The organism is Streptacidiphilus anmyonensis, from assembly GCF_000787855.1.
Lineage (GTDB): Bacteria > Actinomycetota > Actinomycetes > Streptomycetales > Streptomycetaceae > Streptacidiphilus > Streptacidiphilus anmyonensis.
Genome location: NZ_BBPQ01000012.1, coordinates 60,538 through 74,870 on the forward strand (window position 1 = coordinate 60,538; position 14,333 = coordinate 74,870).

Consider the following 14,333-nt stretch of genomic DNA (forward strand, 5'->3'; position numbering starts at 1 on the left):
GAGCGAATGGCACGTGATCTCGTGGGGGCGAGTGGCGCATCTGCGTCCATTGAACATGTCCATTTGCACCCCTTCGTGGACGGTCGCCACGTCCTGGGGATATTCGTGAGCTCGGACTCCCTCGCCACTGCGGAAGCCGCCGCTCAGCGGGCATGCCGCCGTCTCCTGACCGGCTCATCCGCGTTCGAAGGCCTGCGGCTCGGCCGCTGCGAGGCTGTCATCGTGCCGGAGTACTACGCGCAGTTGACGACCTTGGACGCCGAGGCGGCCGGTCGGGAAGGGGACGAGGCGATGTGAGTCACCCGGGCCTCCGGGTGGGACCGGGTCTGTTTCTCGAACAATTCATCCATGGGGTGGCCGGGGTCGGCACTCCGAGGCTCCGCCCACACACGATTCCCAGAGAACCTTTACGGACGGGCGTCCGCTCCGCGGCTCGTCCGGAGTGATACTACTGACGAGTCATGCTGCTACGGGGGCGGAGGACGGTATGAGACGAGCGGTGACGCACGTCCGGCGGCGGGAAGACCGGACGGGTTCGGGGACGCACTGTGGCGCTTACGAGCGGACGCCGGGCTGACGCAGCAGCAGTTGGCCGAGGTGTCGGGGGTGAGCGTTCGCAGCATCAACCACCTGGAGCACGGTCGGCGACGCCCGTATCCGCGTACGGCGTGCCTCCTGGCCGACGGCCTGGGCCTGGTCGGGCGGCGGCGGACAGAGCTGGTCGATGCGGCACGGGGTCGGCCGGTCGGCGACGAGCGGCGGCGGTCGGCGACGGCGAGAGCGGCCAGGCCGGCGGCCGGGTGGGACGACCGTGTGGTGCCGCGCCAACTGACGACAGCGGTAAGGGGATTCGCCGGGCGCGCCCGCGAACTCGCGGTGCTGGATCGGCTGGCCTCAGACCTCGGGGACGGTGGTCCCGCGGTCGGCGTCGACGATGTCGCGGACGCTGCACGGTCCGTGGGAACGGCGGCCATCGGCGTCATCAGCGGCATGCCGGGTGTGGGGAAGACGGCGTTGGTTCTCCACTGGGCGCACCGCGTGGCCGGGCGGTTCCCGGACGGGCAGCTCTACCTCGACCTGCGCGGCTTCAGTCACGACTCCGCGCCGATGGCGCCGGGTGAGGCGATCGACGGGTTGTTGGCGGCGCTCGGTGTCAGCGCGGACCGGCTGCCGGAGGACGTCGCGGCCCGGGCGGCCGTCTACCGCAGCGCGGTGGCGAACCGGCGGATGCTGATCGTGCTGGACAACGCGTCGGACGCGCAGCAGGTCCGACCGCTGCTTCCCGGAGGGTCGCGCACCATGGTCGTCGTGACCAGCCGGGACCGGCTGGCCAGTCTGCTCGCCGTCGAGGGCGCGCGGCCGATCGGCCTCGATGTGCTGGACATCGGCGACGCCCGTGCCCTGCTGACCGACCGGATCGGCCGCGAGCGGGCGGCCGCCGAGCCGGACGCGGTGGGCGAGTTGGTCGAGCAGTGCGCCCGTCTGCCCCTGGCGCTGGCCGTGGTCGCGGCCGTCGTCCAGACCTGTCCGGCGCGCAGCCTGGCCCGGGCGGCGGAGGAACTGCGGGCGGACGGACGTCGGTTGGCGGCGTTGAGTGTCGGGGACGCGGCCGCCGACGTCCGGGCGGTGTTCTCCTGGTCCTACCGGCGGTTGGACCCGGCGGCGGCACGGGTGTTCCGACTGCTCGGCATCGCCCCGGGGCCGTCTGTCGACCGACCGACGGCCGTGGCGCTGACCGGTCTCACGCCCCACGGGCTCGAGGCCGTGGTGGCCCGGCTGTCGCAGGCGCATCTGGTGGAGCAGGACGATCGGGGGTCTCTGCTCCTGAACGACCTGCTGCGCGAGTACGCCACGGAGTTGGCCGCTCTCCACGGGGAGGGCGGGGGCGAGGGCGAGGGAGGAGTCGGGCGTTCCGGGGAGCAGAGGCGGGCGCCTGCGACGAGGCGGGCGCTCGCACCCGAGTGGCCCCTCTACCGTCCGAGCGGTGAACGCGATCGGGGTGGCCGGGCCGTCGTAGACGACAGCCCGGGCCACCCCTCCGCCCGACCGGCGGTCAGGTCCCCCTCCTCACCGCCGGTGACGAGCCGCGTCTGCGTCGCCGCTCCGCGGCTGCGATCCGGGACGGGACCGGCGGGCTCGGCGGGCCTGGCAGGCGTGCCAGGCGTCAGAAGCGGCCCGCGTTGAGGGCCGTCTGCAGACCCTTGGTGGTCTGCGGGCCCCACTGCCCGTCCTGCGGGACGCCGACGTGCGCCTGGAGGGCCCGGACGGTGATCGGGCCGACGTCGCCGTCGACGGCGACGTGGAGGTGGGCCTGAAGGGCCCTCTTGCTCTGCGGGCCGAAGTCGCCGTCGGTCGCGACCCCGAGCACCCACTGGAGCGCCTTGGTGCTCTGCGGCCCGAAGCTGCCGTCCACCGCGAGCGGGCAGAACGGGTTGCCGTGGGAGCCGGGCGGCGGCGGGGGAGGCGTGCTGCCGGCGTCCGGCAGTCGCAGGTAGGTGAGCGGCTGGCCGGCGTGCGACTTCGACTCCACCTCCAGCGAGACCTTGATCGGGTCGGCCTCCTGGCCGTGGGACACGCACATGGCGCCCAGCCCGTTGGCGGCGCTCTCGATCAGGACGACCACGTGCGTGCCGGTGTCGGCGCCGAAGACCACCAGGTCGCCGGGCAGGGTGTCGGCGGCGGTGATGTGCTGGCAGTGCTGCAGCATCGTGCCGGTGTAGCCCTGGCCGTTGAACCCGGATCCGTTCGGGTCGCCGGCCCCGCTCCACTTCGCCATCAGGGTGGCGAAGCCCGAGCAGTCGGTGGTGAAGGGCAGCGTGCCCTTCGGGATGTTGATGGGCATCGGGCGGGTCTCGGCGTAGTGGATCTGCGCCTGGTTCTGGACCCCCCAGAGGCAGTTGTCGACCATCTCCTGCCGGACCTGCGAGCTGGCGGCCTGAGCGGCTTCAGTCATGCGAGTGCTCCCCTGTTCTCCGCACGGCGGCGACGCCGTGCGAGGCACCTGTTACCCCTCGACCATCCCGTGCGCCGGGGGCCGGCGCCACGTCGTTCCCTGACGTCTGGCCTGACGTCTTGGACGGCAGGCGGCAGGCGGCCGGCGGCAGGAGGTGGGTGGGGGCCGCAGCCCGGTGCGAGGGGCAGAGGGGAGAGCGCAGGGGGCAGGGGCCGCGGGGCGGCGGCTCAGCCCTCCGTGTCGCCGGGTCGGCTGGCGAGGACGCGGACGAGCAGCTCGGTGAGGGTGGAGCGCTCGTCGGGGCTGAGGGCGGCGAACCACTGCTGTTCGCGGCGCGTCTGGTCCGCGAACGCCTCCTGGACGGCCTGCTCCCCCTTGGGGGTGAGCGCGGCGGCGACGGCGCGGCGGTCGTCGGGGACCGGGCGGCGCTCGACGAGGCCGTCGCGTTCGAGGGTGTTGACGGCGTTGGTGACCGCGGCGCGGGACATCGCCGAGATCTCGGCGAGCCGGGCCGGCTGGGTGGGGCCGAGCAGCCAGAGCTTGAACATCAGCCGGAAGCCCGGGAGCGTCCAGCCGCGCGGGCGGTGGATCTGGCTCTCCAGGTCCGCGACCACCAGATAGGAAAGGTGCAGCAGGTGGTAGGCGAGGGCGAAGCCCTCGGGGTCGGCGGGAGGCGGCATCTCCGCCAGGCGCTCACGGGCGTAGGCGGCGTACTTGAGATCTGGGCGGTCCACGGCAGAAGTCTTGCGCATGGCCACTCCGTACGAGATTGTTACGGCCGTAACAATCACCTCGGGGGCTCTCGGGAGGGCACTGTGCGGATCACCATCGCGGGAGGCGGCATCGGCGGGCTCGCGGCCGCGCTCAGCCTGCACGCGGCAGGGTTCGAGGACGTCGTCGTCTGCGAGGCGGCCGGGGAGATCCGTCCGCTCGGCGTCGGAATCAACCTCCTCCCTCACGCGGTACGGGAGTTGACCGAGCTCGGGCTCGCCGGGCGGCTGGCCGCGATCGGGGTCGCCACCGCCGAGCTCGCCTACTTCAACCGGTACGGGCAGGCGATCTGGTCCGAGCCCCGCGGGCTCGCCGCCGGATACCGGTGGCCGCAGTACTCGGTGCACCGGGGTGAGCTGCAGATGATGCTGCTCGACGCCGTCCGCGAGCGACTCGGCCCGCACGCGGTGCGGACCGGCACCCGCGTCGAGGGGCTGCGGCACGACTCCGACCTGCTCGTCGGCGCCGACGGGATCCACTCCGCCGTCAGGGCCGCCCTCTTCCCCGGGGAGGGTGCGCCGCCGTGGAACGGGCTCGTGCTGTGGCGCGGGACGACCCGGGCGGACCGGCCGTTCCTGACCGGCCGTTCGATGATCATGGCCGGGGACGGCACGCAGAAGTTCGTCGCCTACCCCATCGGGGACGGACGGCTGGTCAACTGGATCGCCGAGCGACCAATCGACGGCGAACCGCCCGAGCGCGGCGACTGGAACCGGCCCGCCGACCTCGCCGCCGTGGTGGCGCACTTCGCCGACTGGACCTTCGACTGGCTCGACGTCCCGGGGCTGATCACCGCGGCCGAGGCCGCCTACGAGTACCCGATGGTGGACCGCGAGCCGCTGCCGTTCTGGACCAGGGACGACGTGGTGCTGCTGGGCGACGCCGCCCATGCCATGTACCCGGTCGGCTCGAACGGGGCGTCCCAGGCGATCATCGACGCCCGGGTGCTCGCCCACTCGCTCGCCACCACCGGCGGGACCGCCGCCTACGAGGAGCTGCGCCGCCCGGCGACCGCGGCGCTCCAACTCGCCAACCGGCGCCAGGGGCCTGAGATCGTCATGCGTCTCGCCCACGAGCGGGCCCCGGGCGGGTTCGAGGACATCGAGCGGGTCGTCCCGCTGGAGGAGCGCGCCGGGATCGCCGCCTCCTACAAGCGCACAGCGGGTTTCGACCCGGCCCTGCTCAACGAGCGCGCGTCGTGGAGCGTGCGGTGAACCTGGACCACCTGGCCGACTTCGAGGTCAGCCTGGACCCGCTGCTCGACCTGGGCGACTCCCAGTGGGGCCGCCGCCGGGTGATCAACATCATCGGCGGGAGCTTCGAGGGACCGCGACTCTCCGGCGAGATCCTCCCCGGCGGCGCGGACTGGCAGGTGCTGCACCCTGACGGGATGGCCAGCATCGACACCCGCTCGACGCTGCGCACCCACGACGGCGCGCACCTCTACCTCACCACCAGCGGCGTGCGCCACGGTCCACCCGAGGTCCTGCGCCGGCTCGCCGCGGGCGAGCCGGTGGACCCCGACGACTACTATTTCCGCCTCTTCTGCCGCTTCGAGACCGGCGACGCCCGCTACTCCTGGCTCAACCGCACCCTCGCCGTCGCCACCGGCGGCCGCATGCCGGACGCGGTCCGCTACCGGGCCTACGCCGTCCGCTAGTCGGAGCCGTCGGGCAGTCGGAGCCGTCGGGTGGTCGGAGGGGCGGCTTGGCGCGCGGGCTGCGGGGGCCGACCATGGCAGCGGGCCCGTGCGGCCGGACCGGTCGCATCAGCTGTCAGGGAGAGGCGTCTCGTATGGCCAGGACCGACTACTACCGCGACCCCGCCGCGCCGCGTGCCAACTCCGTCGTGCCGTCCGTGGTCGCGGTGGTGCGCAATGCGGAGGGGCAGCTGTTGCTGATCCACCGCACCGACAACGACCGCTGGGCGCTGCCCGGCGGCGGGCACGACATCGGGGAGCGGATCGCCGAGACGGTGGTGCGTGAGGTGGAGGAGGAGACGGGCATCCTCGTGGCGGTCGAGTCGGTGGTCGGTCTCTACACCGATCCGGAGCACGTGATGGCCTACGACGACGGGGAGGTCCGGCAGCAGTTCTCGATCTGCTTCCGGGCGCGTCCGGTCGGCGGTCGGGTGCGGACCAGCAGCGAGTCCAAGGAGGTCCGCTGGGTCGCCCCGGCCGACCTCGACGCGCTGGACATCCACCCGTCCATGCGGCTGCGGATCGCCCACGGCCTGAGCGAGGGACTGACCGAGCCGTACATCGGCTGAAGGTCAGTCGCCCCCGCCCCCGCCGGCGCCCTGTTGCGTGTCGGTGGAGGCGAGCCGCCGCAGGGCCGAGCTGATGGAGGCGAGCCTGGTCGACCAGGCGTGTCCGGTGGACTGGTCGACGGTGTGCTCCTTGGTCAGCCGGCGCAGGTCGCGCTGGGCCGTGCGGATCGCCAGCCCGGCGTCACCGGGCTTGTGCTCGGTCAGGTCCTGGGACGCCTTGTCGAGGGCGGCGAGCAGCGGGTGCTGCTGCGCCTCGGTCAGGTCGGCAGCCGCCACCGCGTCGCGGAGCGACGCGATCATGCTCGCGGGGCCGGTGGCACGGGGCGAGGGGGCCGCCGAGGTGGGGACGGGGGTGGACGGCGGCGGCGCGGTGATCGGCGCGCCCGAGGCCGCACCGGACGTCGGCGTGCCGGAGCCGGAGGACTGCGACGCCACCGCTGCTCCGACGCAGGCCAGCAACGCGACGACGGCGGTCGCGATCAGCGCGGTGCGTCGGCGCCGCCGCGGCGGCCGGGCCTGGAAGCCGGGTTCGGACGGCATCGGCGCCGACCCGATGGACGCTGACCCGAGGGACGCTGACCCGAGGGACGCCGAGCCGAAGGACGCCGAGCCGAACGGCTCCGGACCGGTGGCCGGGTCCAGCGGGGGCATCGCCATGGTCCGGTTCAGCGGCGCGGGATCGGCGACGGACGGCATCCAGGAGGTGGTCATGCCTCGGCCGGTCACGGCCGCCTGAAGCTCCGCGCGGGCGGTGGCCGCGTCGGCCGGGCGGCGGCCCGGCTCCTTCTCCAGCAGCCGCAGCACCGCCGCGTCCAGCGCGGGCGGGATGTCCGGCCGCAGCGACGAGGGCGGCGCGGGCCGCTCGCTCACGTTCTTCCAGGCGACCTCGACGGGGGTCGCGCCGACGAATGGCGGACGACCGGTGAGCATCTCCACCAGCACGCAGCCGAGGGCGTAGAGGTCGGCCCGGCCGTCCACGTCGGAGGCCGTGGCCTGCTCGGGCGCGAGATAGGCGGCGGTGCCCAGCACCGATCCGGTGCCGGTGAGCTGGGCCTCGTCGTTGCCGGCCTTGGCGATGCCGAAGTCGACGACCTTCACCTGGCCGCCGTCGGCGACCATGATGTTGCCCGGCTTGATGTCCCGGTGGACCAGCCCGGCCGCGTGCGCGACCTGGAGCGCCTCGCAGACCGTGGACGCGATCGCCACCGCCTGCTCCACGGGCAGCCGTGGCGTCCGTTCCAGCAGCTCGGCCAGGGTGCCGCCGTCGACGAGCTCCATCACCAGGTACGGCGTGCCGCCTTCGTCCACGCCCGAGTCGTAGACGGTCACGATGGCCGGGTGCACCAGGCTCGCCGCGTGACGCGCCTCACGGGCGAAGCGCTCGGCGAAGCGGGAGTCCTCGGCGAGGCCCTCGTTCAGCACCTTCACGGCGACGGGGCGTTCCAGCACCCGGTCGACGCCGCGCCAGACGGTCGCCATTCCGCCCGCGCCGAGCGTCTCGTGCAGCTCGTACCGTCCGTTCAGCAGCCCACCCGGCACCGGCTCGCTCTCCTCACCCCGGGCCCAGGTCCCGGATCCGCGCACCCCGGCACCCTAGTACGCGGGCGCCGGGACGGCGGGTGGCGAGCGTCACGCGGCGGGTCAGCGCAGCGGCTCAGGACAGCGCCTCAGCGCAACGGGTCAGCACAGCGGGTCAGGGCGACGACTCCGGGCGACGGCTCAGGACAGCAGGCCGTTGTAGTCCGGGAGCTTGAACGCGGCGTCGGCGTAGCCGCCGTCCAGGTCGGTGGTGTTGTTGCCGACGTTCGCGACGATGTCGTAGCCCTCGGCCACCAGCTTCCTGCGGGTGTCGGTCTTGAAGGTCTGGATCGACTCCAGCAGCTGGAGCGGGTTGCGGCTGTAGAGGCCGTCGACGGTGTAGCCGACCGAGGTGAGGTCGAACTCGGTGGCCAGGTCGATCAGGTCGGGGCGGGCGGTGACGAACAGGACCTTCACGCCGTGTGCGGTCGCGTACTTCGCCAGCTGGAGCACCGGCGGGGTGGCCGGGGTCGGGTAGGCGGTCGGGTAGAAGTACGACGCGAGCGAGGTGTTGTCGATGTCGAGCACGATCGCCGGGGTGCCGCTGAACGTGCCTGCGGCGATGCGCTGCTGAAGGTAGCTCAGCGCGGGCGCGGTGGCGGCGGTCGCGTCGGACAGCCACTGGGCGTAGCTCACCGCGGCGGCCGTCGCCGTGGCCGTCGCGGCGGCCGGGGACGGCGTCGCGGCGCCCGCCGGGGTGGCGACGCCCGCGCCCAGTGCGGCGGTGGCGGTGACGGTCGCGGCGGCGACGACGAGACGGCGGATACCTCGCATGCGAACTCCTGGCCGGAAAGGGGTCGACGGGATGGGCGAGCTGAGCGCCCGCCGTCGACCCTCCTCGTCGCGGGGGAACGCGGGGCGGCCATGAAGTGGCCAAGCCTTGTTCTGCACATGGCATTTACTTGCGAGTAGCTTCGCGCGGCGCGCCCCGGTCCGGCGCGGACGAGCCCAGTGGCACCACGTGATGCCATCCACTCGTCCAGATGGCACCAGTTCTGAGCTGCCACGACGCCAATCGGAGCCAGAAAGGCTTGCACTGGTGCCAAAGTGGTGCCACTCTTGGGTCATCAACAACGGGCACCGCCCACCGCACGTACCGGATCGCACGTACCGCATCCCACCGCCCTCCGCGAAGGAACCCGAGATGTCCCGCTCCACGTTCGAGACCCCCGCCCCGATCGCCGTCGTCCTGGACCTCTACGTCGCCCAGGTCCGCTTCGCCGCCTCGGATCGCACCGACACGGTCGTCGAGGTCCGCCCGAGCGATCCGGACAAGCCCGCCGACGTCAGGGCCGCCGAGAACACCCGCGTCGAGTACGACGAGACCACCCGCACCCTCGGCGTCGTCACCCGGAAGCCGCTGAACCGGTTCGTGAACTTCAGCAGCCGGCGCCCCGAGTCGGTCGACGTGCTGATCCAGCTTCCGGCCGGCTCCGACGTCCGCGGTGAGGCCGACCTCGGTGACTTCGACGCCGAGGGCGCGCTCGGCACCGTCCAGCTCAAGAACGACGTCGGCGCCGTCCACCTCGCCGCCACCGGCTCGGTCAACCTCCGCAACGGCGTCGGCCGGGTCGTCGTCGACCAGGTCAACGGCAACGCCCAGATCCACACCGGCTCCAGCGACATCAGCGTCGGGTCCGTCGACGGCACCGCCGACGTCACCAACGGCAACGGTCGGATCCAGATCGGCCTGCTCGCCGGCCCCGCCGGCGTCCGCGGCTCCAACGGCTCGGTCCACGTCGAGCGCGCGTTCGCCGACATCACCGCCGCCAGCGCCAACGGCGAGGTCCGGATCGGCGAGGTCGTCCGCGGCAAGGTCTCCGCCACCACCAAGAACGGCAGCGTCCACGTCGGCGTCCGCCACGGCAGCGCCGCCCTCCTCGACCTCCACACCACCGTCGGCCGCGTGCACAACGCCCTCGCCGCCGCCGCAGCCCCGGACGCCGCAGCCGCCGGTACCGCTGCCGCCACCGCCGACCGGCTCGACATCCACGCCGAGACCAAGCTCGGCGACGTCACCATCCACCGCACCCCGGCCCTGAAGGAGCAGGTGTGAACACCTCGACGCGCGACGACGCCGCCGCGATCTCGGCCCGCGGCCTCTACAAGGCCTTCGGCGAGAAGACCGTGCTCGACGGCATCGACCTGACGGTCCAGCAGGGCACGATCCTGGCCCTGCTGGGGCCCAACGGGGCCGGAAAGACCACCGCGGTCCACCTGTTGACCACCTACCTGCGTCCCGACGCCGGCGAGGTCCGCGTCGCCGGCTGGGACGCCGCGAAGCACCCGCAGGCGGTCCGGCGCGCGATCGGCGTCACCGGTCAGTTCTCCGCCGTGGACGGTTACCTCACCGGCCGCGAGAACCTCATGCTGATGGCCGACCTGCACCTGCTGCCGAAGCGGGTCGGCCGGGCCAAGGCCGCGGAGCTGCTGGAACGGTTCGAGCTCGGCGAGGCCGGGGACAAGCCCGCGTCGACCTACTCGGGTGGCATGAAGCGCAAGCTCGACCTGGCCATGACGCTGGTCGGCGACCCGAAGGTGATCTTCCTCGACGAGCCGACCACCGGTCTGGACCCGCGCAGCCGCCGCACCATGTGGGACATCATCCGCGGACTCGTCGCCTCCGGGACGACGCTCCTGCTGACCACCCAGTACCTGGAGGAGGCCGACCAGCTCGCGGACCGCGTCGCCGTGCTGGACGGCGGCCGGATCGTCGCCGAGGGGACGCCGGCCGAGCTCAAGGCGCGGATCCCCGGCGGGCACATCGAGCTGTCCTTCGCCGACCGCGCCCGCCTGGAGGCTGCCGCCAGTCTGCTCGACCCGACCGGCCGTGACGACGACGGGCTGACGCTCCAACTGCCCGGCGACGCCCGCGTCAGCACGCTGTGGCCGCTGCTCCGGCGGCTGAACGACGCCTCGATCGAGGTCGAGGCGCTCACCGTGCACACCCCCGATCTCGACGACGTCTTCTTCGCCCTCACCGGAAGGAAAGGAGCCTGACCATGAGCACCCTCACCGCCACCCGCCCCACGGCCGAGATCGACGACCGACGCTCACACGCCCTGGTGCACGCCCGGATCATGCTGCGCCGCAACCTGCGCCACCTGCTGCGCTATCCGTCGCTGACCGTCATGGTCACGATGATGCCGGTGGTCTTCCTGCTCCTGTTCGTCTACGTCTTCGGCGGGACGCTCGGTTCCGGGCTCGGCAGCGGGACGCCGGTCGGCATGCACGGCGGCCGGTCCGCCTACGTGGCCTACGTCACCCCCGGCATCATCCTGATGGCCGTGGCCGCAGCGGCGCAGGGCACCGCGATCGCGGTCGCCCAGGACATGACCGAGGGCATCATCGCCCGGTTCCGCACCATGGCGGTGGCCCGGTCGTCGGTCCTCACCGGGCACGTCGTCGGCGCGACCGTCCAGACGGTGATCGGCGTCGCCGTCGTCACCGGCGTCGCGATCGCCGTCGGCTTCCGGCCGCACGCGAACGCGGCCGACTGGCTCGCCGCCTTCGGCGTGATCCTGCTGCTGACCTTCGCCGTGACCTGGCTCTGCGTCGGGTTGGGGCTGTCGGCCAAGAGCGTGGAGACCGCGAGCAACTCCCCGATGTTCCTGACCCTGCTGCCCTTCCTCGGCAGCGGGTTCGTCCCGACCGCCTCGCTGCCGACGGGCATGCGCTGGTTCGCGGAGTACCAACCGTTCACGCCGGTCACCGAGACGCTGCGTGGACTGCTGACCGGGACGAAGATCGGCGACAACCTGGTCGTCACCCTCGCCTGGTGCGTCGGCGTCGCGGCGGTCTCCTGCGTCTGGTCGCGGCGGCTGTACGAGCGGGAGCCGAAGCCGAGCTGACACAGCACTGTCAGCCCTTGCGGGCGAGGAGTTGCAGCTCCTGGAACTGGCGCCGGTCGGTGGGTCGTGGCTCGCAGAGGATGCGGGCCACTTCGCCCATTCCGACCTCGCGCAGCATCCCGGCGAGGTGGTCGGGCGACCACCGGTAGGCCGTGACCACCGAGTGGTCGTAGGACTGACACGGGATCGAGGGGTCGTCGGTGGCGAACAGGCTGATCAGCAGGTGTCCACCGGGAGCGAGGACGCGACCGATCTCCGCGAGGACGGCGGGAAGCCCCTCCGGCGGGGTGTGGATGACGGACCAGCGGGCGAGCACGCCGCCCAGGGAGCCGTCCGCGATGTCCAGCGCGGCCATCGAGCCGTGCTCGAACCGCAGACCCGGATGGGCCTCCCGGGCCAGCCGGACCATCGCCGGTGAGGCGTCGACGCCGAACGCCTTGAGCCCCAACCCGCCCAGGTGGGCGGTGATCTGACCGGGCCCGCAGCCCAGGTCGGCGACCTCCCCGATCCCGTTCGTCCGGACCAACTCGGCGAAGGCGCGCAGGAGTGCGCGCTCCAGGGGGCGGTCGCTGAGCGTGTCCCTGAACTGTTCCGCGTAGCGGGAGGCGACGGCGTCGTAGGCGGCTGCGGTCATACGGGGACCGTAGCAGCGGTCACTGACAGTCGAGGCGTCAGGAAACTACTTTCCATTTGGAAACAAAGTGCTAGCCTTCGAGCATGGCTGCTGAGTTGAGCCCGGAAGAGGCTCTGAGGATCGCCGTCGACACCCGTCGCGCCGCCGCGCCGCCGCGCGTCCCCGCGTGGTTCCCCTTCTACGCCGGGGGCACGTTCGCGCTGGCCATGGTCCTGGCCGGGCTCTCCGACCTGGCCGGCCGGAACCAGGCCGCCGCCTCGTCCCTCGGCATCGCCGCGATCGTCGTGTTCGTCGCCCACCTCGGCATGTACGTGGAGCTGGTGCGTCGTTGGCGCCGCGGCGGGACGGTCCCGTTGACCAACACCTGTGCGACCCGGGCGCGAAGCCGCAAGTCCGGCTGGTTCCTGCTGGTCGGGGTGGCCGTCGGCGGCGGGCTCTACTGGGCGGTTGCCCCGGGCTGGGGCGACATCTCCTTCGGCCTGGTCATCGGCCTGGAGACCTGGTACCGGCTCACCGGATGGACGCGACCGTAGTGCCCGGCGCCTCCCGATCCCCGCTGCCCGACGAGGCGTTCGGCACCCTGCCCAAGCTCAAGCTGGCCGCCTTCCTGGCCGGCTGCGGCGAGGCGGACTTCGCCACCGTCGCCGACACCTGCCAGATCGCCGCGCCGACCCTCTCCAAAGCCGCTGTCGCCCTGGAGGAGCTGGGGTACGTCCGCGTGCGCAAGGGCCACGTCGGCCGACGCCCCCGCACCTGGCTCTCGCTGACGGCCAAGGGCCGCGGCGCGTTCGAACGCCACCTCTGCGCCCTCTCCGCCCTCACCGCCCAGGGCCGGGCCCACCAGGGTGACGAGGAAACATCGGAGTCCGAGTAATTCTCGAAAAGCGAGACGCCGCCCCGGAACGTATTGACGAAAGGCGGGAATTGCTGCGACGCTTTCGCCCATGAGCCAGTCCGCGAATTTCGCACTGCGCCGCCACGTCGATCTGCGACGTGACGCGAGCGCCCTCTGTGCCGCCGGTCGGTGAACTGACCGGTCGGTAGCCGCTCCCGGCTGACCTGGCCTTCCTGTTCGCCGCGCACGTGTGTCCCGTGCGCGGCGTTTTCATTTCCCCACGCATGGCGCCGGCATTGCGAGAACGTTGCCCGCCGTTGCGCCGGATCTCCCCGTCCGTCCTGCCGTGAATTCCGCCTGCCTCGAATTCCTCCTGCCCGAATTCCGTTCCCCGAGAGAGGGTTCTTCGCCATGCACTCCTCCGCCTCCAGACGCCGGTTTCTCGCCCTTCTCGGCGGCTCCGCCGCCGCTGTCACGCTGGCCGGGTGCGGGGCCGCCGCCGCAGGGGAGCCGAGCGGGGGCGGGCAGACCAGGAAACTGCGCTACCAGGGCTGGGCCGGGCAGGTGCTGCTCCCCGAACTGGCCGAGGATCTCGGCTACTTCGGCGACGTGAAGCTCGACTGGGTGGGCGACACCATCAGCGGTCCGCAGGACATCCAGTCCGCCGCCACCGGGCAGGTGGACTTCGGCGGGGCGTTCAACGGGGCGGTGGTAAAGCTGGCCGCCTCGCACGCGCCGGTGCAGGCCGTGATCAGCTACTACGGCGTCGACCGCTACTCCTACAACGGCTTCTACGTGCTGGACGGCAGCCCGATCCGCTCCGGGCGCGACCTGATCGGGGCCAAGGTCGGGGTGAACACCCTGGGCGCGCACGACGAGGCGATGCTCGACATCTACCTCAAGCGCCAGGGCCTGAGCCCCGCCGAGATCGCACAGGTCGAGCCGGTCGTGCTGCCGCCCGTCAGCACCGAGCAGGCGCTGCGGCAGAAGCAGATCCAGGTGGCCGTGCTCGGCGGCGTGCTGCGCGACTCCGCGCTGGCCAAGGGCGGCATCCGGCCGCTGTTCACCGACTACCAGCTGCTCGGCGCGTTCAGCGCCGGCACGTACGTCATGACCAAGCGTTTCCTGCGCCAGAACCCGGACACCGCACGGACCTTCGTCACCGGCACCGCCAAGGCCATCGAGTGGGCCCGACGGACGCCGCGCGACGAGGTGGTGGCGCGGATGACCGAGATCGTCCGCAAGCGCGGACGCAACGAGAACACGGCGCCGCTGAAGTACTTCGAGTCCTACGGCGTCGCCGAGACCGGCGGCCGGATCACCGACGCCGAGTTCCAGCTCTGGCTCGACTGGCTCGCGGACCGCGGCACCGTCCCGAAGGGGTCGGTCACCGCGTCCTCGCTCTACACCAACGCCTACAACGGCTACCGGCCCGGGAGTTGA

Annotated in this window: 16 protein-coding genes; 11 read left to right on the top strand and 5 right to left on the bottom strand. The window is 72.3% G+C overall.

All coding sequences use genetic code 11. The annotated features are described in order from the left end of the window. Positions 1-105 precede the first annotated feature (105 nt). Positions 106-297: a hypothetical protein gene (locus tag TR50_RS14455; RefSeq protein ID WP_152648398.1), complete on the top strand. Its 192-nt coding sequence runs from the start codon at positions 106-108 to the stop codon at positions 295-297. A 51-nt stretch (positions 298-348) separates the two neighbouring features. Next, positions 349-2,184 carry a helix-turn-helix domain-containing protein gene (locus TR50_RS14460; protein WP_084700266.1) on the top strand — a complete coding sequence of 612 codons (1,836 nt, stop codon included), beginning with the start codon at positions 349-351 and terminating at the stop codon, positions 2,182-2,184. Here the strand turns inward: TR50_RS14460 and TR50_RS42525 are convergent. After that, entirely contained in the window at positions 2,165-2,953 is a 789-nt protein-coding gene (locus tag TR50_RS42525; RefSeq protein WP_052440991.1) for a peptidoglycan-binding domain-containing protein, read from the bottom strand. The genes TR50_RS14460 and TR50_RS42525 overlap by 20 nt on opposite strands. A gap of 227 nt (positions 2,954-3,180) precedes the next feature. After that, on the bottom strand, positions 3,181-3,705 hold the full coding sequence (locus TR50_RS14470; protein ID WP_236654415.1) for a MarR family winged helix-turn-helix transcriptional regulator: 525 nt from the start codon (positions 3,703-3,705) through the stop codon (positions 3,181-3,183). A 63-nt stretch (positions 3,706-3,768) separates the two neighbouring features. Here TR50_RS14470 and TR50_RS14475 point away from each other — a divergent pair, with 63 nt between their 5' ends. From TR50_RS14475 to TR50_RS14485, 3 genes are all read left to right on the top strand, one after another. Next, complete coding sequence (locus TR50_RS14475) at positions 3,769-4,938, top strand: flavin-dependent oxidoreductase (RefSeq protein ID WP_042420479.1); 1,170 nt, start codon at positions 3,769-3,771, stop codon at positions 4,936-4,938. After that, positions 4,935-5,384: a DUF3237 domain-containing protein gene (locus TR50_RS14480; RefSeq protein ID WP_236654416.1), complete on the top strand. Its 450-nt coding sequence runs from the start codon at positions 4,935-4,937 to the stop codon at positions 5,382-5,384. Before TR50_RS14475 ends, TR50_RS14480 begins: the two co-directional genes overlap by 4 nt. A 134-nt stretch (positions 5,385-5,518) precedes the next feature. Next, positions 5,519-5,992, top strand: a complete 474-nt coding sequence (locus TR50_RS14485) for an NUDIX domain-containing protein (RefSeq protein ID WP_042420488.1) — start codon at positions 5,519-5,521, stop codon at positions 5,990-5,992. Between the two features lie 3 nt (positions 5,993-5,995). Here the strand turns inward: TR50_RS14485 and TR50_RS14490 are convergent, their stop codons facing one another. Both TR50_RS14490 and TR50_RS14495 read right to left on the bottom strand, forming a co-directional pair. Then, positions 5,996-7,576 carry a protein kinase domain-containing protein gene (locus tag TR50_RS14490; RefSeq protein WP_152648399.1) on the bottom strand — a complete coding sequence of 527 codons (1,581 nt, stop codon included), beginning with the start codon at positions 7,574-7,576 and terminating at the stop codon, positions 5,996-5,998. Positions 7,577-7,711: 135 nt separating this feature from the next. Next, positions 7,712-8,344, bottom strand: a complete 633-nt coding sequence (locus tag TR50_RS14495; protein WP_042420490.1) for an HAD family acid phosphatase — start codon at positions 8,342-8,344, stop codon at positions 7,712-7,714. A 370-nt stretch (positions 8,345-8,714) separates the two neighbouring features. Between TR50_RS14495 and TR50_RS14500 the strand changes: the two genes are divergently transcribed. From TR50_RS14500 to TR50_RS14510, 3 genes are read left to right on the top strand one after another with little or no spacing between them, the layout of a single operon-like run. Continuing rightward, positions 8,715-9,626, top strand: a complete 912-nt coding sequence (locus TR50_RS14500) for a DUF4097 family beta strand repeat-containing protein (protein ID WP_042420492.1) — start codon at positions 8,715-8,717, stop codon at positions 9,624-9,626. Further along, positions 9,623-10,570 carry a daunorubicin resistance protein DrrA family ABC transporter ATP-binding protein gene (locus tag TR50_RS14505; protein WP_042420493.1) on the top strand — a complete coding sequence of 316 codons (948 nt, stop codon included), beginning with the start codon at positions 9,623-9,625 and terminating at the stop codon, positions 10,568-10,570. Before TR50_RS14500 ends, TR50_RS14505 begins: the two co-directional genes overlap by 4 nt. Positions 10,571-10,572: 2 nt before the next feature. Beyond that, on the top strand, positions 10,573-11,421 hold the full coding sequence (locus tag TR50_RS14510) for an ABC transporter permease (protein ID WP_042420495.1): 849 nt from the start codon (positions 10,573-10,575) through the stop codon (positions 11,419-11,421). A 10-nt stretch (positions 11,422-11,431) separates the two neighbouring features. Here TR50_RS14510 and TR50_RS14515 read toward each other — a convergent pair whose 3' ends face one another. Beyond that, positions 11,432-12,055, bottom strand: coding sequence for a class I SAM-dependent methyltransferase (locus TR50_RS14515; protein WP_042420497.1), 624 nt, complete (start codon positions 12,053-12,055; stop codon positions 11,432-11,434). An 83-nt stretch (positions 12,056-12,138) separates the two neighbouring features. On the opposite strand from TR50_RS14515, the gene TR50_RS14520 reads away from it, so the two are divergent. From TR50_RS14520 to TR50_RS14530, 3 genes are all read left to right on the top strand, one after another. Then, positions 12,139-12,588, top strand: a complete 450-nt coding sequence (locus TR50_RS14520; RefSeq protein WP_152648400.1) for an MFS transporter — start codon at positions 12,139-12,141, stop codon at positions 12,586-12,588. Next, positions 12,573-12,929 (top strand): transcriptional regulator, encoded by a 357-nt coding sequence (locus TR50_RS14525; protein WP_084700270.1) that lies wholly within the window; start codon positions 12,573-12,575, stop codon positions 12,927-12,929. The genes TR50_RS14520 and TR50_RS14525 overlap by 16 nt, the downstream gene beginning before the upstream one ends. Before the next feature lie 372 nt (positions 12,930-13,301). Further along, on the top strand, positions 13,302-14,333 hold the full coding sequence (locus TR50_RS14530) for an ABC transporter substrate-binding protein (protein ID WP_042420501.1): 1,032 nt from the start codon (positions 13,302-13,304) through the stop codon (positions 14,331-14,333).